The organism is Amycolatopsis sp. NPDC051716, from assembly GCF_040681595.1.
Classification (GTDB): Bacteria; Actinomycetota; Actinomycetes; order Mycobacteriales; family Pseudonocardiaceae; genus Amycolatopsis.
Genome location: NZ_JBFAZA010000028.1, coordinates 106921 through 126852 on the forward strand (window position 1 = coordinate 106921; position 19932 = coordinate 126852).

Here is a 19932-nt window from a genome sequence, read left to right on the forward strand (position 1 = left end):
CCCGTGTCGACCCCCCAATCACGCATGATGCCCCTCCAATCACAGGCGATGCCTGTTTCAGCACGGGCGGGGGCTGTCGGCCCACGGCCGGCCGGTGGGCCGGCACGGGCATCGGCCGTGCTCTGCAGGGCCTCACGCGTGATTGGGCGGGCATCATGCGTGATTGAGGGGCCATCACTCGTGATTGGGGGGTCGACACGGGTCAGGGGTTGATGGCCAGGACCAGGAAGCCCGCCAGCAGCACCAGGTGTACGCCGCCCTGGAGGCGGGTCGCGCGGCCGGGGACCACCGTCAGGACGCTCACCACCACCGTGAGCGCGAGCAGGACGATCTGCGTCGAGCCCAGGCCGAGCAGCAGCCCGCCCGGCAGCCACAGCGACGCCAGCGCGATCGCCGGGATCGTGAGGCCGATGCTCGCGATCGCGGAGCCGTACGCGAGGTTGAGGCTGATCTGCATCCGGTCGCGCTGGGCCGCGCGCACCGCCGCGAGGGTCTCCGGCAGCAGCACCAGCAGCGCGATCACCACGCCGACGAACGACTGCGGGAACCCGGCGGCGCGCACCCCGGCTTCGATCGCCGGCGACTCCACCTTCGCCAGCCCGACCACCGCGACCAGTGCCACCAGCAGCAGCGCCAGGCTGCCCAGCGCCGCCCGGTTCGACGGCGGGTCGGCGTGGTCGTCCTCCTTGACGGCGCCGTCGGCCGCCACCGGGAGGAAGAAGTCGCGGTGGCGCACCGTCTGCGTCAGCACGAACGTCCCGTACAGCACCAGGGACGCCAGTGCCGCGAACGTCAGCTGTGTGGGGGAGAAGGCCGGTCCGGGCGTGCTGGTGGTGAACGCCGGGAGCACCAGGCTCAGCGTGGCCAGCGTCGCGACCGTCGCCAGCGCGGCGCCGCTGCCTTCGGAGTTGAACAGCGTCGAGCCGTAGCGGCGGGCGCCGACGAGCAGCGAGATGCCGACGATGCCGTTGGTCGTGATCATGACGGCGGCGAACACCGTGTCCCGCGCGAGCGAACCGGCGTCCGGACCGCCGGAAACCATCATCGTGACGATCAGCGCGACCTCGATGACGGTGACCGCCACCGCGAGCACCAGCGAGCCGAACGGTTCCCCGACGCGGTGGGCGACGACCTCCGCGTGGTGCACCGCGGCCAGCACGGTCGCCCCCAGCGCGACGGCGACGACGGCGACGAAAACCGGGCCGAGGTCGCGGCCCCAGGCGAGCGCCAGCACGAGGATGCCGAGCACCGGGGTGACGGAGGTCCAGGACAGCAGGAAGGATCTCAGCGCGGCGACCATGCCTCCACCCTCGCACACCGGCCGCGGTTTCGCGGGCCCGTACGGCCCTTCTCACACCGTCCCTTGTGGACGATCGAACGCGGCGGGCACGGTGGCGAGGACGTGCCGGCGGAAGGTTTCGCTGGGCGGTGGGAGGTTCCGGCCGGCCGCCCAGGCGAGCCCGATGTCGCGGGCAGCGTCCACATCGGTCAGTTCCAGGTGCGGTGCCGGGAACGCGGCCGTGTGCGGCAACGGAAGCACGGACACGCCGAGCCCGGCGGTCACCAGCCCCCGCAGGGTCTCGACTTCGTCGCCTTCGAACCCGATGCGCGGGGCGAACCCGGCTTCGGCGCACAGCTGCTCGGTCGTCTTCCGCAGGGCGTAACCGGGCCGCAGGAGGATGAACGTCTCGTCCGCGACGTCGGCGAGACGGACCCGCTCCCGCCCGGCGAGCCGGTGGTGCGGCGGCACGGCCAGCCGCAGCGGCTCGACGAGCAGCCGGGACCAGTGCAGCTGGAGGTGCCCGGGGTCGCCGCTGGTGATGACGAGGTCGGCGGTGCCGTCGAGCAGCTCCGCCTCGAGCCCGGCTTCGCCGTGCTGCCGCAGTTCGAACCGGGTGCCGGGGTGCTCGCGCAGGAAGCCGCTCAGCACGGCGGGGACGAGCCAGGTGCCGAACGTGTGCAGGAACGCCAGCGGGACGACGCCGGTGTCCGGTGCGACGATCTCGCCGACCTCCCGCAGGCCCTGGTCGAGCTGGTCGAGCGCGAGGGCGACGTGCCGCTTGAAGGCGTGCCCGGCCGGGGTCAGCCGCAGCACCCGCCCGGACCGGCGGAAGAGCTCCGCGCCGGCGTCGTGTTCGAGCCGCCGGAGGGCCCGCGACAGCGCGGGCTGGGTGAGGTGCGCCCGTGCGGCGGTCTCCGTGACGGTGGCGCCGGCCGCGACCTCCCGGAAGAGCCGCAGCGTCTGGACTTCCATGTCCCCAGTGTATGGATTTTCAGCCAATCAGGCATTGGACGCATCGATCATCCCGGGCCAGGCTGGAGGTATGACTACCGTGGCGGAACAACTGGTCAGGACCCTGCGCGACGCGGGGGTCGAGCGCATCTACGGCATCGTCGGGGACAGCTTGAACCCGATCGTCGACGCGGTCCGCCGCACCGACGGCATCGAATGGGTGCACGTCCGCCACGAGGAGACGGCCGCCTTCGCCGCCGCGGCCGAGGCGCAGGTCACCGGCAAGCTCGCCGTCTGCGCCGGCAGCTGCGGACCGGGCAACCTGCACCTGATCAACGGCCTGTTCGACGCCCACCGTTCGGGCGCGCCGGTGCTGGCGATCGCGTCGCACATCCCGTCGAACCAGATCGGCACCGGGTTCTTCCAGGAGACCCACCCGGACCGGCTCTTCGCCGAGTGCAGCCACTTCAGCGAGGTCGTGGCGGACCCGGCCCAGCTGCCGCGGCTGCTCCGGATCGCCACCCAGGCCGCCGTCGGCAAGGGCGGCGTCGCGGTGCTGACCATCCCGGGCGACCTCGCCGACCGCAGGGCCACCGGCCCGCTCACCGAGCACCTCCCGCTGGTGACGCCGTCGCCCGCCGTGCCGTCCTCGGAGACCGTCCAGGAGCTGGCGGACCTGCTGAACTCCGGTGAGAAGGTGATGCTGTTCGCCGGCGCGGGCGTGCGTGGCGCGCACGACGAGGTGATGGCGCTGGCGGAGAAGCTCGCCGCGCCGGTCGGGCACTCGCTCGGCGGCAAGGAGTGGATCCAGTACGACAACCCGTTCGACGTCGGCATGAGCGGCCTGCTGGGCTACGGCGCCTGCTATGACGCGATGCACGAAGCCGACCGGATCGTGCTGCTGGGCACGGACTTCCCGTACGACAACTTCCTCCCGCAGGCCCGGACGATCCAGCTCGACCACGACGCCTCGCGTCTCGGCCGGCGCACGCCGCTGGACCTGGCCGTGCACGGCGACGTGCGCGAGACGTTGCGCGCGCTGCTCCCGCTGCTGCGGCCCCGCACCGAACGCGGATTCCTCGACCGGATGCTGCGCGAGCACGTGCGGAAGCTGGAGAAGGTCGTCGGCGCGTACACGACGAAGATCGAGCACCGCCGCCCGATCCACCCGGAGTACGTCGCTTCGGTGCTCGACGAGGTCGCCGCCGACGACGCGGTGTTCACCGTCGACACGGGCATGGGCAACGTCTGGGCCGCGCGGTACCTGACGCCGAACGGCCGCCGTCGCGTGCTGGGTTCGTTCCGGCACGGCAGCATGGCGAACGCGCTGCCGCACGCGATCGGCGCCCAGCTGTCCCAGCCGGGGCGGCAGGTCGTGTCGCTGTCGGGCGACGGCGGGCTCGCGATGCTGATGGGCGACCTGCTGACGCTGCCGGCGTACGACGTGCCGGTGAAGGTGGTGGTGTTCAACAACGCCACGCTGGGCATGGTGAAGCTGGAGATGCTGGTCGACGGCCTCCCGGACTTCGGCACCGACCACGCCCCGGTGAACTTCGCGGCGATCGCGGCGGCCTGCGGCGTGTTCTCCGAGCGCGTCGAGGACCCGGCCGACGTGCGCGGCGCGCTGGAGAAGGCGTTCGCCCACCCCGGCCCGGCGGTGGTCGAGGTGGTGACCGACCCGAACGCGCTGTCGATCCCGCCGCGGATCACCGGGGACATGGTGCGCGGATTCGCGCTGGGCGCCACGAAGACGGTGCTCAACGGCGGTGTCGGCAAGATGGTCGACCTGGCGCGGGCCAACCTGCGCAACACCCCGCGGCCGTAGCCGGAGCGCCCCGCTTCCCGGAGGGATCAACGCTTCCGGAGGCACGCCGTCACACACGGTGGTGATCGACCACTCGTTCGGCTGCTGGGTGGCGGCGGGTCTTCCTCCTACCGTCGAAGGACTGCTCGCGGTTCCTTCGACGGAGGTGTGACCGGCGTGCTCGTGGCCCTCCAGCGAACCGGTGAAGACCGGCCGCTCCCACCGGCGGCGGAGCACGTGGTGGCGTTGCTGCGATCGTGGGGGCCGGGCCCGGAGCACCTGACGGGGCTGGCGCTGGCGGGCATCACGCTGCCGACCCGCCTCGGTCTTCGCTCCGTGGACGCGCTGGTGTTCACGAGGTGCGGAGTGGTGGTGATCGCGGCCCACGAGCCGGGTCCGGTGTCCTGGCCGGGCCCCGGCGACCGAACGGGAGCGGCAGTGGCGGCGGCGAGGGGAGCCCTCGCGGGTCACGAAGGCGGGCGGCATGTGACTGGTCTGGTCGCGGTGGTGCCGTCGGCGGAAGCACGAACCGGGTGGGGGCCGAGTAGTTCGGTGGAGGCCGGGCCGGTGGTGGGCCCGCAGGCGGGTGGGCCGGTGGATGGCTCCCAGGGGGCTGGGTCGGTTCCGGTCCCGCCCGCACGCGACCCGGAGCTGATACGGCATGCGCGAGAACCCGGGCCGGTCGAGGGCTCACGGGGGAGTGGGCCGGTGGCGGTCCCGCCCGCAAGCGACCTGGGGCCGTCCCGGCATGCGCGCGAACCCGGGCCGGTGGAGGGCGCGCAGGCGAGTAAGCCGGAGGCGGCCGGGCCGTCGGCCGAAGAAGGCCTTGCGCAGCAAGCCTTCCGGACCGCCCCGCCGCCCGGGCACTGGCCCGACCCGCCGCCGGTGCCCGGGGTCGCCGTCGTCCTCGCCGAACGCCGTGGCCTGCGGCGGATCATCGCGCAGCACAACCGGTGGCGGACCGTCTGGTCGGCCGATGACGTCCTCGACGCCTGCTATGCCCTTTCCCTCGCCCACCTCGCCCCGCCCCGCGCGGCCCTGATCGCCGACGGGTTCCCGGCGCGGCTTCCGGTGCTCGACCGGCTGCCGGAACTGCCGGCCGTGATCCCGGTGCTGCCGGAACCGCCGCCGTCACCACCGCCACCGCCGGCGGCCGAGGACGATCCCCTCCCGTGGACTCCGAGCGGGCGGGGGCTGGTCTTCCCGCGCCAGCGGCCGATCCGGCAAGTCCCGTGGGGCCTGCTCTTCGTGCTGATCATGCTCGTCACCGCCGGGGTGGTGGCCGCCGTGTTCGTCAACCAGGTCTTTCACGGCTCCTGATCTGCCACGGTTATTTCGCGTCAGCTACGCCATCTGCACCGTTTCCCCGGCGCGTCCGCTGGGCACCTCCCGGTAGACGTGAAAGGGGTTCACGATGCCGCGCACCCGAGCGCTTGTCCTTCTCGCCGTTCTCGTGGGTTCGTCGGTCACCGGCTGCAAGCTCGCCGACGGACTCGCCTCCGGCGGCTCCTTGACCCAAGCGCCCGGGACGGTCGCCGCCCCGCCGATCGCGCCCGCCGAGGCGCGCAACGAGCTCGGGGCGCTGCAGATCGCCGTGCGCGGCACCATGGACGGCTACAGCCGCGACGAGTTCCCGCACTGGGACAAGGTCGACGCGAACTGCGACGTCCGCGAGCAGGTGCTCAAGCGCGACGGCCAGGACGTCCAGACCGATGCGCAGTGCGCCGCGAAGTCGGGTACCTGGGTCAGCCCGTACGACGGCGAGACCTGGCACAAGGCGTCCGATGTGGACATCGATCACATGGTGCCGCTCGGGCAGGCCTGGATCAGCGGCGCCAAGAGCTGGACGCGCGAACGGCGCGAAGAGTTCGCGAACGACCTCGTCCGCCCGCAGCTGAGGGCGGTCACGGACAACCTCAACGAACAGAAGAGCGACAAGGCCCCGGACGCGTGGAAGCCGCCGCTGGTGTCGTTCTGGTGCGTCTACGCCACCGACTGGATCGTCGTGAAGCGCAACTACGGCCTGACGATCACCGTGCCGGAGAAGAAGGCCCTGGAAACCATGCTCGACCACTGCTAGTGTCGCGCGTCCGAAGTTCAGTGACAGCGGGCGCTCTTCCCGGATGTCAAACAACTTGCGACGCGCGACACTAGAACGAGCGGGCCGCCGCCACCGCCCGGCCGGCGTAGGACTGTCCGAACAGGACGGTATGCACCAGCAGCGGGAACAGCTGGTGCAGCCCGATCCGGTCGCGCCAGCCCTCCGCCAGCGGCGACGCCTCTTCGTAGGCCGCGACGACGCGCTCGAGGTGCGGGCAGCCGAACAGGTGCAGCATGGCCAGGTCCGTCTCGCGGTGCCCGCCGTGGGCGGCCGGGTCGATCAGCCACACCTCGCGCCCGTCCCACAGGACGTTGCCGTTCCAGAGGTCGCCGTGCAGCCGCGCGGGCCGCTCGGCCGAGGCCGGGATCCGCGTGCAGGCCCGCTCGAACAACGCCGCTTCGGACGGGCCGAACGTGCCCGCGTCCACCGCCAGCCGGACGTAGGGCAGCACGCGGTCGGCCGCGTACCAGGACGCCCAGTCATCCGACGGCACGTTGGCCATCGGCGCCCGGCCGATCCACGCCTCCGCCGGTCCGTCCGGCGGCGGAGCCCCGAACGCCGGAGCGCCCGCGGCGTGCAACCCGGCCAGCCCGCGGCCGAAACGTTCCGCCGCGGAGGCCGACGGGTGACCGGCGGGGACGCGATCGATCACCAGCCGGTCCCGGTCGTGGCTGCGCACGGTGGGTACCGGGACCGTGCCCGCCGCGGCCAGCCAGCGCAGGCCCGCCACTTCGGCCGCCGTCGCGCCGGGCGCGTGGCCCCGCTTGACCACCACCTCGCGGCCGTCTCCGGACTCGGTCATGTTCCGCACGGTACCGGCGCGCTACGGTGGGCGCCGGAGAACGAGGGGGACGACGGTGACGGTCCAGGTCCGGGAACTCGAACAGCTGCTCGGCAAGCTGGCGGAGGTCCAGCGCTCGGAGGCGCGCGACTACTCCTCGTTCAGCGTGCGCGGCAAGCGGTTCGGTTACTTCTGGCCGCGGACCAGGACCGTCGGCCTCAAGCAGACCGTGTCCGAGCAGCTGGCCCTGGTCTCGGAACGGCCGGACGTGTTCGAGGTGCAGTTCACCGCCGGCGGCTTCGGCTGGGTGGTCGTGTACCTCGACGGCGTCGACGCCGACGAACTCGCGGAGCTCCTCTACGAAGCCTGGCGGCTGTCGGCGCCGGAGGAGCTCGTCGCCGAGGTGCCCTTCACCAGGATCGCCCGGGCGTAGAGCAGGTCGAACCCCTGCCGCTGGGCGTTCTGCTGAGACTTCGACCCCGGTAGCGTGGTGACGATGGCGACGTCGCACCCCGCTGCGGTGGCCTCGGCGAGCCGGGTGCGCAGCAGGGCCGTCTGGATGCCGCGGCGGCGGTGGGCGGGCATGGTCGCGGCGCCGGCGAACTGAGCGATCCCGTCGGTGACCCGGAAGCTCGCGCCGCCGGCGAACTCGCCGTTCCGTTCCGCGGTGTACCGCCGGACCCCGGCCATGTCCCGCAGCGCGTTCACGATGATCTCGGGGGTGAAGTCTTCGTGGGAAGGCAGGCCTTCGGTGTCGGTGACCATCGAGGCGCCGGCGACGGCGGACAGCCAGGTTTCCAGCTCGTCCGCCCGGCATGGCCGGACCTCGCCGCCGGCGGCTTCCACCGGGCCGCCGAGGCGACGGCCGAGCACGTTCTCGTACGACTCCAGCCGGTAGCCGCGTGCGGTCAGGAACGTCCCGACGGTGGGATCGGCCAGGTGGCACAGCTCGACCTGCACCGGCGCGCCCAGCTCGGCGAAGGCATCCTCGACCTCGTCGAGGTCTTCGGGCGGGCCGGCGAAGCCGAGGCCGGCGACCTTGTTGAACGGCGAGTCCGCCTCGGCGAAGCTGGCGACGCCCCCTCCGAGCGGGCGCGCGAACCCGGTGGCGTCGCCCCGCCGGGTCCGGGCCGCGTCGCTGCACGCGGCGACGAACCGCGCTTCGGCCTGTTCGATCCTGGCCGCCAGCGCGGTGTCGCAAAAGAGCCGTTCCCCGTCCACCTCCCCACAGTGGCGGAAGCGGACGGGGAACTCCAACCGTTTTAGCCCTCCACGCGGTGCGAAGCCCAGAACGACGTCAGGTCGGTCGACCCGGCCGCCGCCTGCGCCGCGGCCTTGAACTCCGCCGTGGTCGACACGCCGTACCAGTGCGACTGGGCGTAGGACTTCAGCAGGTTCGCCATCGCCGTGTCGCCGATCAGCCGCCGCAGGTCGTGCAGGGTGCACTTGCCGTAGTTGTAGACCACCGTGGAGTACCGGGACGAGTGCGCGTCCCAGTAGGCCATCGAGTTGGTCAGCTTCTCCGCGCTCGACTGCCACGTGATGCCGCAGCCGCTGCCGGTGATCCCGCGGTAGAGGTCGGTGGCGTAGTCGGTGAAGCTCTCGTCGAGCCACGGCGAGTTGTACTCGTCGTCGCCGACGATCCCGTAGAACCACTGGTGCGCCAGTTCGTGCGGGAGTGCCGTGGTGGACACGAGGTCCATCACGAAGCCCGGGTACTCCATGCCGCCGAACCAGAAGTTGTTGTCCAGCACCACGTCCACTTCACCGTACGGGTAGTCGCCGAAGCGGCCCGAGTGGACGTCGATGGAGTCGGCGGCCAGGCTCAGCATCTGGTTGGCGCTGCTGGTGGAGATCCCGCCGGCCGAGTAGACGTTGACCCGCACGCCCTTGCCGGACGTCGTGCTGATCTTCGCGAACGGCCCGGCGCCCCAGGCGAAGTCCCGCACCTTCGGAGCCACGGCGTGCGTGGTGGTCGTGGTGCCGCTGGTCGTCTCGGTCGAGGTGCCGGTGGCCGGGGTCAGCAGCGACGTCGGGTGCACGAGCGTGACGTCGAAGTCGCTGATCACCGTGTAGAACGACTCGCCGTTGTTCGTGTACGGGTCGAGGTGCCAGCCCGCGCCGTCGCGGACGGCGAGCACCGGCAGCGCGTTGCCGATCATGTTGTACGCGCCGTCGTGGCCGAACCGGTCGGCGCCGCTGGGCACGACGATCTTCAGGTCGAACCCGATGGTCGCCGACTGGCCCTGGGCGAGCGGCGTGGGCAGCGTGATCTTCATGGCCGTGCAGTTCACGCTCAGCGCGGACGGCGTGCCGCCGGTGACGTTGGTGACGGTGATCGGGGTCGTCGGGCAGCTGCCGTGGTAGTTGTCCCAGAGCCGCAGGTACACCTCGGGCAGCGCGGTCGCCGAGCCGTTGGTGAAGCCGACGCTCTGGTGCCCGGTCCAGGTGTCGCCGGCGGTGTTCGAAGTCAGGTTCACCGTGTAGGCGGGGTTGATCGGCGTGCGCGTCGAGTCGGCGGGCGCGGCCGAGATCGTCCAGGTGAACGTGGCGCTGCCGCTGTTGCCGGCCGGGTCCTGCGCCGTCACGGTCACCGAAGAAGTCCCGGCGGTCGTCGGGGTGCCGGTGATCTTGCCCGTGCTCGCGCCGATCGCGAGGCCGGCGGGCAAGCCGGTGGCGCTGTAGGTGAGCGCGTCGCCCTGCGGGTCGCTCGCCTGGATCTGCAGCGACGCGGCCTGGCCGACGGCGCCGCTCTGGGCGCCCGGCGAGGTGACGACCGGCGACTGCGGGTTGCTCGTCCCGGTCGTGGTCAGCGAGATGTCGTCGAGGACGAAATTGGTGGCCAGGCTGGAATCCTCCGTGCCGGTGATCTTCAGCATCACGGTCTGGCCGAGGTAGCGGGAGACGTCGACGGTGCGCTGGACGTAGCCGGTGTTCTTGTCGAGGTTCGAGTAGCTGGCCAGGGTGTCCGTGCCCGCCTGGACCACCAGCTTGTCGTACTTGGTGCTGGTCGTCGTCTCCTTGGTGTCGATGTGCGACCACCACGAAAGCGTCGCCGACGCGCAGCCGGCGGGCAGCGTCAGCGACTGGGACAGGGTGTCGGTGTGCGTGCTGCCGGTGCCGTCCAGCCAGGCGATCATCGTCCCGCCGTGCGCGGGTTCCGCGGTGGTGGCGGCGGAGATGACGCCGCTGGTCTGGGTCCACGGCGTGGTGCCGCTCTCGAACCCGCCGTTGCCGACGATCTGGTCACCACAGCCCGCGGCGGCCTCGGCCGGCGCGGCGACGGCGACTGTGCCCAGCAGGCCGATGGCCACGCCGAGCGCAGCAGAAAGCACCCTCGATCTCATGGAGGTCGTCCTTTCCCGGCTCCGCCCGTGGGAGCCAGGAGAAGCGTCCTCTGCGGTCCGGATGGGCGGAACCCGCCAAGAGTCGGGTTCCGCGGGCTGCGCGCCCCTTTCGCCGGGTATGCGCGGAAACGTCCGGGTGTACGGATCTTGTACGGCGTCTTGCGAGGTTTGCGCTTCCGACAGGAGGAAGACATGGCCCCCAAGTTCAAGGCGCTCACCGTGGCCGTCGGCGCGCTGCTCGCGCTGGCCGGCAGCGGCGTCGCGCACGCCGCGCCGGCGTCGGTGACCGCCGACGCCACCGGCATGGAAGCGATCTTCAACAACCCGCCCGAGAACGGCGATCGCGACCACTCGATCGAAACGCGGCTGGTCCAGCTGACCGACGGCGCCCCGGCCGGGGCGGAGATCCACATCTCCCTCTTCAGCTGGACCCGGCCCGCGCTCGCCGAGGCGATCAAGGCCGCGCAGGCCCGGGGCGTCAAGGTGCGGATCGCGCTCGACGGCGCCGCGGACGACGACCCGGCCAACACGGCGATGCCGATCCTCAAGTCCGCCGGGCTGACCCAGCTGGTCTTCTGCGGCACCGGCGGCGACAACACCGGGTGCATCGCCCACGACGGCAGCCCGCACTCGATCAACCACGACAAGCTGTGGATGTTCTCCGAGACCGAGGGCAAGAAGGACGTCGTCGTCATCGGCTCGTACAACCTGACCACCGTGCAGGGCAACATGTTCAACAACGCGCTGCTGATCCACGGCGACCCCGACCTGTACGGCTTCTACCTCGGGCACGTGCGGAGGATGCTGGCGCAGAAGAAGGACAACGACTACTACGCCACCGCCGGCTACCACAAGACCTTGACCACCATGGTCACCAGCTACCTCTCGCCGCGCGCCGACTCGAAGGGCGGCACCTCGGAGGAGTTCGCCACCGACACGTGGGCGCAGCTGCTGAAGTACGTCACCAAGTACGAAGCGGGCTGTTCGCTCAACGTCGTGCAGGCCAACATCGCCGACTCGCGCACCCCGGTCGTCACCGAGCTGGTCCGCATCGCGAAGCTGGGCTGCAAGGTCCGGATCGTCTACGACGACCTGGGCACCGCGGCGCTGGCCGCCCTCAAGGGCAAGGCGAACGTGACGCTCAAGCGCTTCACCACGACCGCGAACGACCGTGAGATCACCGTGCACTCGAAGTACATGCTCTACACGGGCAACTACAGCGACAAGGGCGGCCGGGCGCTCGTCTTCACCGGCTCGCACAACGTCTCCGGCGCGGCCCTGCGCGACAACGACGAAATCCTGATCAAGGTGGAGAACGCCGCGATCAGCGCGGCCTACCAGGACAACTTCGGCACCATCCTGGCCCGCGCCAAGTGCTCGGCCCCGGCCACTTGCTGACGCTCAGCGGGCCAGGACGCGTGCCGCCCGGGTTTCCAAGGGCCGGTAGCCCGCCTGGGCGGCGAGCTTGACCGCCGCTTCGCCGTGGGTGCGCGCCACTTCGATTTCACCCACGGCGAGCGCCGCCTCGGCGAGACCGGTCAGCGCCGCGGCTTCGCACCACGTGAAGCTGGTCTCGCGGGCGATGTCCAGTGCCGCCGTCAGATGGGCGACGGAGTCGGCCGCGTGGTCCAGCCGGAGGCAGACTTCGCCGAGTGCGGCCAGCGCGGACGCTTCGGTGCCGCGGTCGCCGATGCGGCGGGTCAGTTCCACGGCGTCGGCCGCGTCGGCGAGGGCCCGGGTGGCGTCACCCGCCCGGGCCTCCAACACCGCGCGGCCGGACAGCGCCGCCGCTTCGCCGTACTGGTACCCGAGTTCGCGGTTGGCCGTCAGGGCTCGTTCGTAGAAGCCGGCCGCGTCGGCGTTCCCGAGATCGCGGTGGACGTGCCCGAGGTCGACCAGGAGCACGGCCACGCTGAACCGCGCGCCGTCGCGTTCGGCGATCTCCAGCGCGCGGCCGAAGTGGCCGAGCGCGGCGTCGAAGTCGCCGATCTGGCCGCAGGCGAACCCGAGGTTGGCCAGCGCCATCGTGATGGCCGGCATCGCCGTTTCTTCGCACAGCCGCAACGCTTCCAGGCTGCACGCGATCGCCTCGTGCGCGTCGCCGAGCCGCTGGTGCACGGCGCTGAGGTTGTTGAGCGCCGCGGCGCGCCCGGTGGGCCACTCCGCCGCCAGCCCGTCGTCGAGGATCGTCGTCAGGTGGGCGCGGGCTTCGGTGTAGCGGCCGCTGTTGACGCCGGCGAGCGCGATGGACAGCCGCATCGCCGCCTGCGCCTGCCGGTCGCCGTCGGCCTGGGCGGCGGTGAGCGCCGTCGTGGCCGTGTCGATCCACTCCGTGTGGTGGCCGCGGTGGTGGAAGAACGCCCGCAGGGCGTCGGCCAGGTGCCACGCGTACTCGCGCGGGCCGTGCGCCGCCGCGTGCTCGACGGCGGCGGCGAGGTTCGGCCACTCCGTGTCCAGCCAGGCCAGTGCGTCTTCGGTGCCGTCGAACGCCTTGTCCGGCTCGGGCCGGGGCAGCCGGAGGAAGTGCGGGATCAGCAGCCGGCCCGCCGCGTCGGCCGTCGTCAGGTAGTGGTCGAACAGCCGGCGCCGGGCCGCGTCTCCGTCGGCGGTGGTGTCGTCCGCCGCGACCCGCCCGCCCGCGTAGCTGCGCAGCAGGTCGTGGAAGCGGTAGCGGCCGGGCAGGTGCCGTTCGACGAGGTTGGCCGCGGCGAGGGCCTTGAGCTGCTGGCCCGCCCGGCCGTCGGCGACCGCGGCGAGCCGTGCGGCCACCGGCGCGGTGAACGTCTGGCCCGGCACCAGCGCGAGCCGCCGGAACAGCAGGCGGTGCTCGGCGGGCAGGGCCCGGTACGACACGGAGAACGCCGTCGTGACGGCGCTTTCTTCGGCGCCGTCGACGCTCAGCCCGGCGAGGGGATCGCCGCCGGCGAGTTCCCGTGCCAGCTCGGCGATGCCGGACACCTCGCCGGCGCCCAGGTTCGCCGCGGCCAGCCGCAGCGCCAGCGGCAGGTGCCCGCACAGCCGGGCCAGCTCCGCCGCCGCGGCCGGCTCGGCGGCGACCGCGGGCGGCCCGAGCACGGTTTCCAGCAACTGCCGGGAATCCTCGGCGGGCAGCACGGCCAGCGGCACCGCCCGCGCGCCGGTGCGGGCGATCAGATCGCCCAGCCGCTGGCGGCTGGTGACCAGCACCGTGCCCGACGGCGGCAGCAGCGGCGTCACCTGGGCGCTGTCGCGGGCGTTGTCGAGCAGGACGAGCACCTGCCGGTCGGCCAGCAGGGAACGCCACAGCGCCGTGCGGCCGTCCGGGTCCGGCGGGATCGCACGCGGGTCGGTGCCCAGCGCCCGCAGCAGCTGCGCGGCCGCGGCGGCCGGGGTGAGCGGCTCGTGGTCCGGGTCGAACCCGCGCAGGTCGAGGTAGAGCTGGCCGTCGGCGAACCGGTCGCGGACGCGGTGCGCCCAGCGGACGGCGAGCGCGGTCTTGCCGACGCCCGCGGTGCCGGTGACCACGCGGATGTCCGCTCCGGAACCGGGGCCCGCCGGCTCGTCGAGGCGGGCCAGCTCGGTGGCGCGGCCGGTGAAGCCGCGGACGTCGTGGGGGAGCTGGGCCGGGCGCACCGGCTCGGGCGGCGGCTCCGGTGCGGGGTCGAGCGCCGGGTCGGCGGCGAGGATCGCGGCTTCCAGGCGGGTCAGCTCGGGGGCGGGGTCGAGCCCGAGTTCGGTGGCGAGCCGGGCGCGCAGGCCGCGGAAGGCGGCGAGGGCGGCGTCGGTGCGGCCCTCGCGGTGCAGGGCGAGCATGAGCTGGCCGACGAACCGCTGCCGCAACGGGTGCGCGGCGACCAGGGTGGTCAGCTCGGCGAGCACGGCCCGCCCCCGGCCGAGCCGCAGCTGCGCGTCGAGGCGGTCTTCCAGCGCGCTCCAGCGGGCTTCGTTCAGCCCCGCGAGGAGGACGCCGGCGACGTCGGCGGACGCGGCACCGGCCAGGGCGTCGCCCCGCCACAGCGCGAGGGCCTGGCCGAACAGCTCGATGGCGGTCTCGTCACCGGCCGCGCGGGCCCGGCGGGCGAGCGCGGTGAAGCGGTGGGCGTCGACGGTGTCCGGGTCGGCGCGCAGGACGTACCCGTGCCCTTCGGTGACGAGTTCGGGGCCGCCCGCGGCGCGGAACACCGCGCGCAGCCGGGAGATCAGCGCCTGGACGGTGTTGCGCGCGCTGGCCGGGGGATCGTCGGGCCAGAGCAGGTCCACGAGCCGGTCGAGGGTGACGGGGTGGCCGGCGTCGAGGAGCAGGACGGCGAGGACCAGGCGCTGCTTGCGGGAGCCGAGATCGACCGGGGCGCCGTCCGCCGTCGCCTCGACGGCGCCGAGGACGCGGAACTTCACCCCGTCACCTCCGCTCGCGTTCACCCGATCGTGACCGGGCGTGCAAGCGTACTGCAAGCGTGGTGCAGGCCCGGTCCGCCATCCTGACGGGGCCGCGGACAGGCGCCCGACGATGCCCGCGGCCGGCTCGGCCGCCGGGATTCCGGCGGATTCGGCTGTTGTTGTTCCACGGGCGGTACGAGCTGGGGGTAGGACCACCACGGCGACCCCTCCACGGTCGCCGTGGTGGCCCTTGTTCCGGGTGCTCGTGCCGGGGTGGCTGCCCGGGGCAGCTTCCGCCTGGCGCGTTTGACCGGGTTCGACCGGCTTCGGTCCGCGCGCGGCGGCCGCCGGCGGAGCGCCCGGCCCATCCTCCCGCGAGCGGTGGTCGCGGACAGTGACCGCCGCGGCGCTCCGGTGGCGGCCCGACCCGGCTCGACGCAGAATGCGCGCATGCAGCCGACGGTCGTCCGGGTGGCGCGCCTGGCCGACCCGGCCGGGGCCGCCGACGGCGTCCGCGTGCTCGTCGAACGGCGCTGGCCCCGCGGCACCGCCCGAGCGGCGCTGGTCCTCGACGGCTGGTACCGCGGCCTGGCCCCCTCCGACGACCTGCGCACCTGGTACGGCCACGACCCCGAGCGGTTCGCGGAGTTCGCCGAGCGTTATCGAGCGGAGCTGCGCGAGCCGGATCGCGTGGCGGCCCTGGCCCGGCTGCGCGACCTGGCCGGAGACGGCCCGGTGACCCTGCTGACGGCGAGCGGATCCCCCTCGATCAGCCAGGCGGCCGTGCTGGCGGCGGTGCTCACCGGAGAGTGATCGGCGAGCATCCCGCGTGTTCGAAGGGGCGACACGTGTGATTGGACAGTCGACACGCGTGATTGAAGGGGCGACACGGTGAACGCGAGTGCTCAGGGGTGGGCCGCGTTCGCGGTCACCCGGACCGTGGCCGTGGCCGAGCCGAGCGTCTCGTGCCGGGCCGTCAGCGTCAGGGTCGACGGCGACCCCGCGAACGGCCGTAGCCACACCGCGGCCGCGCCGCCGGTCGCGCCGAAGTCGAGCGCCGGGTCCCCGATCAGCTCGGCCGGCCCGGTCAGCGTCAGCCGCACCTCGCCCGCCGTGGCCGCGCGCAGCGTCCCGAAGCGATCCACCGCCGCCACCACCACCCGGGTTGCGTCGCTGCCGTCCGCGCGCAGCTGCGGGTCGTCGGGCACGCAGCTGAGCACGTCCGTCGCCCGGTCGCCGCTGAATCGCCGGCTGACCACCAGCCGGTCGCCCACGTAGCCATCGATGCGCAGCTCCGGGCGCCGCCCCTTCGGCACCACCAGGTCCGCCGCGAACGGTGGGTACCGCAGGTGCGGGAAGTCCGGGCGACGGCTTCGGGCCTCGCCCGCCGGACGGTCGTCGAGGAACAGCAGCAGGCGGTCGCAGTTGGACCAGATCGTCGCCCCCGGCCCGGGGCCGGCCGGCTGGGCCGTGAAATCCCAGGCGAAGCCGGGCTCCACGACCGCCCGGGCCCGCGGGTCGGCCTGTGAGGCGTAGAAGGCCGCGGCCGGCTTGGGGATCCGGAAGATGTCCGACACGCCGGCGTACTTGGACCCGTCGATCGCCCGCTGCCAGCCCGACGGGTAGTCGAACGCGCACCAGGCGAGCAGCCCGCAGTAGCGGTCGTCGGCGGCGGCCAGGTCGTGGGCCTTGGCGTGCAGTTCCGCCTGCTGCTGCCGGACGTCCGGGGCGTCGGTCCGGCGGTACGCGCGGGCGCCGGCGAGCGTGCCGATCGTCTCGGTCACCAGGTACGGCACCCCCGGCCGCGGCGGGCGCAGCCGGAAGGGCGTCCCGCGCCGGGCGGTGTAGTCGTTGTAGGCCACGATTTCGACGTCGCTGCCGGCGTACCGCCCGAGCGTCGGACTGGCCAGCGCCCCACTGGTCGGCCGGGACGGGTCGAGCTGCCGGGCCAGCCGCCCGGTCCGCTGGTACATCGCGGTCGTGCCGTTGGCCTCGTTCACCCGCGTGCCCCAGACGACGATGCTCGGGTGGTTGCGGTCGCGCACCACCATCCCCTCGACGTCGGCCAGGTTCCGCCGCTGCCAGGCGTCGTCCCCGACGTGGCCCCAGCCCGGGATCTCCTCCCACACCAGCAGGCCCAGCTCGTCGCAGGCGTCGAGGAACGCGCTCGACTGCGGGTAGTGCGAGCAGCGGACCATGGTGCAGTTCAGCTCGCGGCGCAGGATTTCCGCGTCACGCCGCTGCACGCGGTCCGGCAGCGCGCCGCCGGCGAACGGGTACCACTGGTGGCGGTTGAGCCCGAACAGCTTGAGCCGCCGTCCGTTGAGGAAGAAGCCGTCGGTGGTGAACCGCGCGTCGCGGAACCCGGTCCGCACCACCCGCTGGTCGAGGGTGTGCTTCCCGGACTGGACCGTCACCACGACTTCGCAGAGCGCGGGGTCGTCGACGTCCCAGAGCCGCACCCCGCCGAGCCCGCCGACGTCGAATTCGACCGTCGTGCCGCGCACCGGCGCGCCGCCGCGCGAGAGTTCGCGGCCCGCTTGGAGCACCGACGCCGTCACCTCGCCCACGACGGGCACGTCGAGCGTGCACGTCAGGTGCAGCGACCGGCCGGGGGAGAGGACGTCGACGGGCCGCGCGAAGACGTCGGCCAGCCGGATCCGGGGCACCGCACCGACCGTGGCGGGGCGGTAGATCCCGGCCGGCTGGTAGAAGTCGATCAGCGCCGGCCCGCCGCGCGGCAGGTTGGGCGGCACATCGAGGGCCCACCGCCCGTCGACGACCACGGCCAGCACGTTGTCGCCCGCCACGACGTCCGGCAGCGCCACCTCGAAGGGCAGGTAGCCGCCTTCGTGGGTGGCGACGAGCCGGCCGTTGAGGTGCACCTCGGCGTTCGTCATGACGCCGTCGAAGCGGGCGGTGTGGCGTTCGGTCGTCGTCGCGGTGAAGTGCTTGCGGTAGATCCACCGGTCCTGCCAGGACGCCGGGTCCCACCCGGTCCACGAAAGCGGCGTGACGCAGTGGGGCAGCTGCACCGGCGAGAGGTCGATCTCGTCGAAGCCGAGCTCGGTGCAGCCGTCGTCGTACCGCCCGAACAGCCAGAAATCGCCCAGCCGCGGCGTTTCCGCCCCGGGTGCGGCGTGCCCGGCCGACCCGGCGACGACGCCGAGCAGCGCGGCCCCGCTCGCGGCCAGGAACCCGCGCCGGGACATGCCCGGGCTGCTGTGCGAGTCGGCCATCCACGACCTCCGTGCTCGGGCTCCACTGGGGTATCGCTCGTGACCGGTAAGACGTCACAAACGATCAGCGGGTTGCCCCGGGTGATCAGGCGCGGCAAGCGCTCTTCGCCACGAGGACCCGGTGCACCGCCTCCCGCACCCGCTCGGGAGGCAGCTCGCCCGCCGCCACGGCGGCCTCCAGCCGGTCCAGGACGGCGGGGACGTGTCCGCCGGACGACCACAGCGCCTGATCGGCGCCGGCCCGCAGGGCGAGCAGGGCCGCCTCGGGGAGCGGATGGGCCGCCGTGATCGCGCGCATGGCGCCGAGGTCATCGGTGACGGCCACGCCGGTGAAGTGGTACCCGTCCCGCAGCAGTCGGTACGCCGCCGCGCTCAGCGAGGCGGGCTGCCCGTCGGTCAGACCGGGCACCGCGAGGTGGCCGACCATGACCCCGGCGGCGCCGAACTCCGCCAATCGCTCATAGGGGAGCAGATCGGTCGCCGCCAGGCGGGGCAGCGGCGGGGTCTCCGGCAAGACGCGGTGGGAGTCGCCGCGGGCGTGACCATGCCCCGGGAAGTGCTTGAACACCGGCGTCACCCCGCTCTCGCGCAGGCCGGTGGCGAACGCGTACGCGTAGGCGGCCACCGCGGCCGGGGCCGAACCGTAGGACCGGTCGCCGATGACCGCGCCCGCGGGCTGGTCGCTGACGTCGAGAACCGGCGCGTAGTCGGTCGTCACGCCCCGCGCTCGCAGCGCGCGTCCCCGCCGGACGCCGAGCTCGCGCACCTGGTCCGGGTGCATCGCCGAGGCGGCCGTGCGAGCGCTCGGCAGGGGTCCGTCGAGCGCGTCGATGCGCTGGACACGTCCTCCCTCGTCGTCGACGGCCACCGAGACCGGCACCCCGGCGACCGCCTGGACCTGGGCCAACGCGCTGTCCCGGAGGACCGCGGTCGCGGTGCCGCCGACGAAGATCCCGCCGACCTGTTCGGTGCGCACCAGCCGGACGATGCCCGTGACGTCGTCGGCGTCCACGCCCACGACGACCAGCTGGGCGAGCTGGCGACGCAGGGACAGGCCGCCCAGCACGGCGGCGCAGCTTTCGGCCGGCTCTTTCGCCGCGCGAGCCGGGAGCGGGGGAATGCCTGTCTCCGAAAGGGGATCGGGCGATGGCCGGGAGACGGCCGCCACGAGCAGCGCGCCCACGACGGCCGCCGCGAGCAGGAACCTCGTCCGGCTCATCGGACCTTGGTGTTTCCTTCGTACCCGCCGGTGGACCGCAACCGCTTCGCGTAGCAGTCGTCCTTCGGCAGGTCGTTGCGGTCGCACCAGGCGTTCGCGTCGTCGGCCGTCCCGAACGGTTCGTCGTGCACCGTGACCCAGAAGTCGGGGTACTTGAAGCTGCTCCAGTCCGCGGTCCGGATCAGGCGGACGGAGGTGAAGCGGCTCCGGAGGCCGAGGTGGTCCTGGAGGATCGCGGGCGCGTCGTAGATGATCCCATCCGCGGGCAAGCCGACCTTTTTGGAGCTCAGCTGGGCCACCCAGTGGTCTTCCAGCGTGGCGCGGACGGCGGGCAGATCCGAATTCGCGTACTGGCGGAGCCGGTCGAGCGCGTCGCCCGAGTACACCGGAGCCGTCGAGGTTTCCGTCGTCGGTGTGTCCGGGTAGGTCTGATAGGTCGGCTGGTAACCGCCGGACCCGGAACCCACGCCGTTCACGCCGGCGGCGCTGTAGCCCGAAGACGACGAACCGCTCCCGGATCTGCCCGGGATCGCCAGGGCGACCACGAACCCGACCACCACCACGACGGCGGTGAACACCAAGGCGACCGACCGGTTGGCCCGCCGGGCAGCGAGCCGCCCCGTCACGTCCGTGGCCCGGCGCGGCACCGGCGGAGCCACGGACTCCGCCGATTCCGCGCAGGGGCACGAGCCGCCGGAAATCCGGCGGCGGCAACGGGAACAGAACGGCATGGCACACCTCGCCCTCACCGCGACCGGCACCGGCCGCGTGGTGTCACTATCGCCTTCTCTTCCGGAAATGTTGCAGCGATTTGTCGGGTTAATCGTTTTCTGACGATCTTTCGTTCGGGGC

15 protein-coding genes are annotated in these 19932 nt (G+C 72.9%); 6 read left to right on the forward strand and 9 right to left on the reverse strand.

The annotated features are described in order from the left end of the window. Positions 1-202: 202 nt before the first annotated feature. Positions 203-1300 carry an ionic transporter y4hA gene (locus AB0M30_RS32390; protein WP_364591569.1) on the reverse strand — a complete coding sequence of 366 codons (1098 nt, stop codon included), beginning with the start codon at positions 1298-1300 and terminating at the stop codon, positions 203-205. Between the two features lie 51 nt (positions 1301-1351). Further along, complete coding sequence (locus AB0M30_RS32395) at positions 1352-2254, reverse strand: LysR family transcriptional regulator (protein ID WP_364591571.1); 903 nt, start codon at positions 2252-2254, stop codon at positions 1352-1354. Positions 2255-2324: 70 nt separating this feature from the next. Between AB0M30_RS32395 and AB0M30_RS32400 the strand changes: the two genes are divergently transcribed. The 3 genes from AB0M30_RS32400 (at position 2325) to AB0M30_RS32410 (ending at position 6117) form a co-directional block, all read left to right on the forward strand. Continuing rightward, the gene (locus AB0M30_RS32400) at positions 2325-4058 is read left to right on the forward strand and encodes a pyruvate dehydrogenase (protein WP_364591574.1); all 1734 of its coding nucleotides are present in this window, start codon (positions 2325-2327) and stop codon (positions 4056-4058) included. A 687-nt stretch (positions 4059-4745) separates the two neighbouring features. Further along, positions 4746-5357 (forward strand): hypothetical protein, encoded by a 612-nt coding sequence (locus tag AB0M30_RS32405; RefSeq protein ID WP_364591577.1) that lies wholly within the window; start codon positions 4746-4748, stop codon positions 5355-5357. Between the two features lie 94 nt (positions 5358-5451). Beyond that, positions 5452-6117, forward strand: coding sequence for an HNH endonuclease family protein (locus AB0M30_RS32410; RefSeq protein ID WP_103339214.1), 666 nt, complete (start codon positions 5452-5454; stop codon positions 6115-6117). A 70-nt stretch (positions 6118-6187) separates the two neighbouring features. Here AB0M30_RS32410 and AB0M30_RS32415 read toward each other — a convergent pair whose 3' ends face one another. Next, on the reverse strand, positions 6188-6940 hold the full coding sequence (locus AB0M30_RS32415; protein ID WP_364591580.1) for a fructosamine kinase family protein: 753 nt from the start codon (positions 6938-6940) through the stop codon (positions 6188-6190). A 55-nt stretch (positions 6941-6995) separates the two neighbouring features. On the opposite strand from AB0M30_RS32415, the gene AB0M30_RS32420 reads away from it, so the two are divergent. Further along, the gene (locus AB0M30_RS32420; RefSeq protein ID WP_364591583.1) at positions 6996-7352 is read left to right on the forward strand and encodes an MmcQ/YjbR family DNA-binding protein; all 357 of its coding nucleotides are present in this window, start codon (positions 6996-6998) and stop codon (positions 7350-7352) included. Here the strand turns inward: AB0M30_RS32420 and AB0M30_RS32425 are convergent. Both AB0M30_RS32425 and AB0M30_RS32430 read right to left on the reverse strand, forming a co-directional pair. Then, on the reverse strand, positions 7277-8140 hold the full coding sequence (locus tag AB0M30_RS32425) for a GNAT family N-acetyltransferase (RefSeq protein WP_364591586.1): 864 nt from the start codon (positions 8138-8140) through the stop codon (positions 7277-7279). The two genes, AB0M30_RS32420 and AB0M30_RS32425, sit on opposite strands and share 76 nt — an antisense overlap. Positions 8141-8181: 41 nt before the next feature. Beyond that, positions 8182-10254 (reverse strand): putative Ig domain-containing protein, encoded by a 2073-nt coding sequence (locus tag AB0M30_RS32430; RefSeq protein WP_364591659.1) that lies wholly within the window; start codon positions 10252-10254, stop codon positions 8182-8184. Positions 10255-10458: 204 nt separating this feature from the next. Here AB0M30_RS32430 and AB0M30_RS32435 point away from each other — a divergent pair, with 204 nt between their 5' ends. Beyond that, the gene (locus AB0M30_RS32435; protein WP_364591589.1) at positions 10459-11664 is read left to right on the forward strand and encodes a phospholipase D-like domain-containing protein; all 1206 of its coding nucleotides are present in this window, start codon (positions 10459-10461) and stop codon (positions 11662-11664) included. 3 nt (positions 11665-11667) lie between these two features. Here the strand turns inward: AB0M30_RS32435 and AB0M30_RS32440 are convergent, their stop codons facing one another. Continuing rightward, on the reverse strand, positions 11668-14640 hold the full coding sequence (locus tag AB0M30_RS32440) for a BTAD domain-containing putative transcriptional regulator (protein WP_364591592.1): 2973 nt from the start codon (positions 14638-14640) through the stop codon (positions 11668-11670). A 432-nt stretch (positions 14641-15072) separates the two neighbouring features. Between AB0M30_RS32440 and AB0M30_RS32445 the strand changes: the two genes are divergently transcribed. Beyond that, a complete protein-coding gene (locus AB0M30_RS32445) occupies positions 15073-15435 on the forward strand; it encodes a DUF488 family protein (RefSeq protein ID WP_364591595.1) in 363 nt (120 codons plus the stop codon). 92 nt (positions 15436-15527) lie between these two features. Here AB0M30_RS32445 and AB0M30_RS32450 read toward each other — a convergent pair whose 3' ends face one another. The 3 genes from AB0M30_RS32450 to AB0M30_RS32460 form a co-directional block, all read right to left on the reverse strand. Beyond that, a complete protein-coding gene (locus AB0M30_RS32450; RefSeq protein WP_364591598.1) occupies positions 15528-17861 on the reverse strand; it encodes a glycoside hydrolase family 2 TIM barrel-domain containing protein in 2334 nt (777 codons plus the stop codon). Between the two features lie 85 nt (positions 17862-17946). After that, positions 17947-19080, reverse strand: coding sequence for a glycoside hydrolase family 3 N-terminal domain-containing protein (locus AB0M30_RS32455; protein WP_364591601.1), 1134 nt, complete (start codon positions 19078-19080; stop codon positions 17947-17949). Then, the gene (locus AB0M30_RS32460) at positions 19077-19811 is read right to left on the reverse strand and encodes a hypothetical protein (protein ID WP_364591603.1); all 735 of its coding nucleotides are present in this window, start codon (positions 19809-19811) and stop codon (positions 19077-19079) included. The genes AB0M30_RS32455 and AB0M30_RS32460 overlap by 4 nt, the downstream gene beginning before the upstream one ends. Positions 19812-19932 lie beyond the last annotated feature (121 nt).

Bases quoted from the DNA above. Each gene is read 5' to 3' on its own strand.
- AB0M30_RS32410 (WP_103339214.1), top strand. From the start codon at position 5,452: ATGCCGCGCACCCGAGCGCTTGTCCTTCTCGCCGTTCTCGTGGGTTCG.
- AB0M30_RS32390 (WP_364591569.1), bottom strand. From the start codon at position 1,300: ATGGTCGCCGCGCTGAGATCCTTCCTGCTGTCCTGGACCTCCGTCACC.
- AB0M30_RS32435 (WP_364591589.1), top strand. From the start codon at position 10,459: ATGGCCCCCAAGTTCAAGGCGCTCACCGTGGCCGTCGGCGCGCTGCTC.
- AB0M30_RS32455 (WP_364591601.1), bottom strand. From the start codon at position 19,080: ATGAGCCGGACGAGGTTCCTGCTCGCGGCGGCCGTCGTGGGCGCGCTG.
- AB0M30_RS32400 (WP_364591574.1), top strand. From the start codon at position 2,325: ATGACTACCGTGGCGGAACAACTGGTCAGGACCCTGCGCGACGCGGGG.
- AB0M30_RS32415 (WP_364591580.1), bottom strand. From the start codon at position 6,940: ATGACCGAGTCCGGAGACGGCCGCGAGGTGGTGGTCAAGCGGGGCCAC.
- AB0M30_RS32450 (WP_364591598.1), bottom strand. From the start codon at position 17,861: ATGGCCGACTCGCACAGCAGCCCGGGCATGTCCCGGCGCGGGTTCCTG.
- AB0M30_RS32395 (WP_364591571.1), bottom strand. From the start codon at position 2,254: ATGGAAGTCCAGACGCTGCGGCTCTTCCGGGAGGTCGCGGCCGGCGCC.
- AB0M30_RS32445 (WP_364591595.1), top strand. From the start codon at position 15,073: ATGCAGCCGACGGTCGTCCGGGTGGCGCGCCTGGCCGACCCGGCCGGG.
- AB0M30_RS32460 (WP_364591603.1), bottom strand. From the start codon at position 19,811: ATGCCGTTCTGTTCCCGTTGCCGCCGCCGGATTTCCGGCGGCTCGTGC.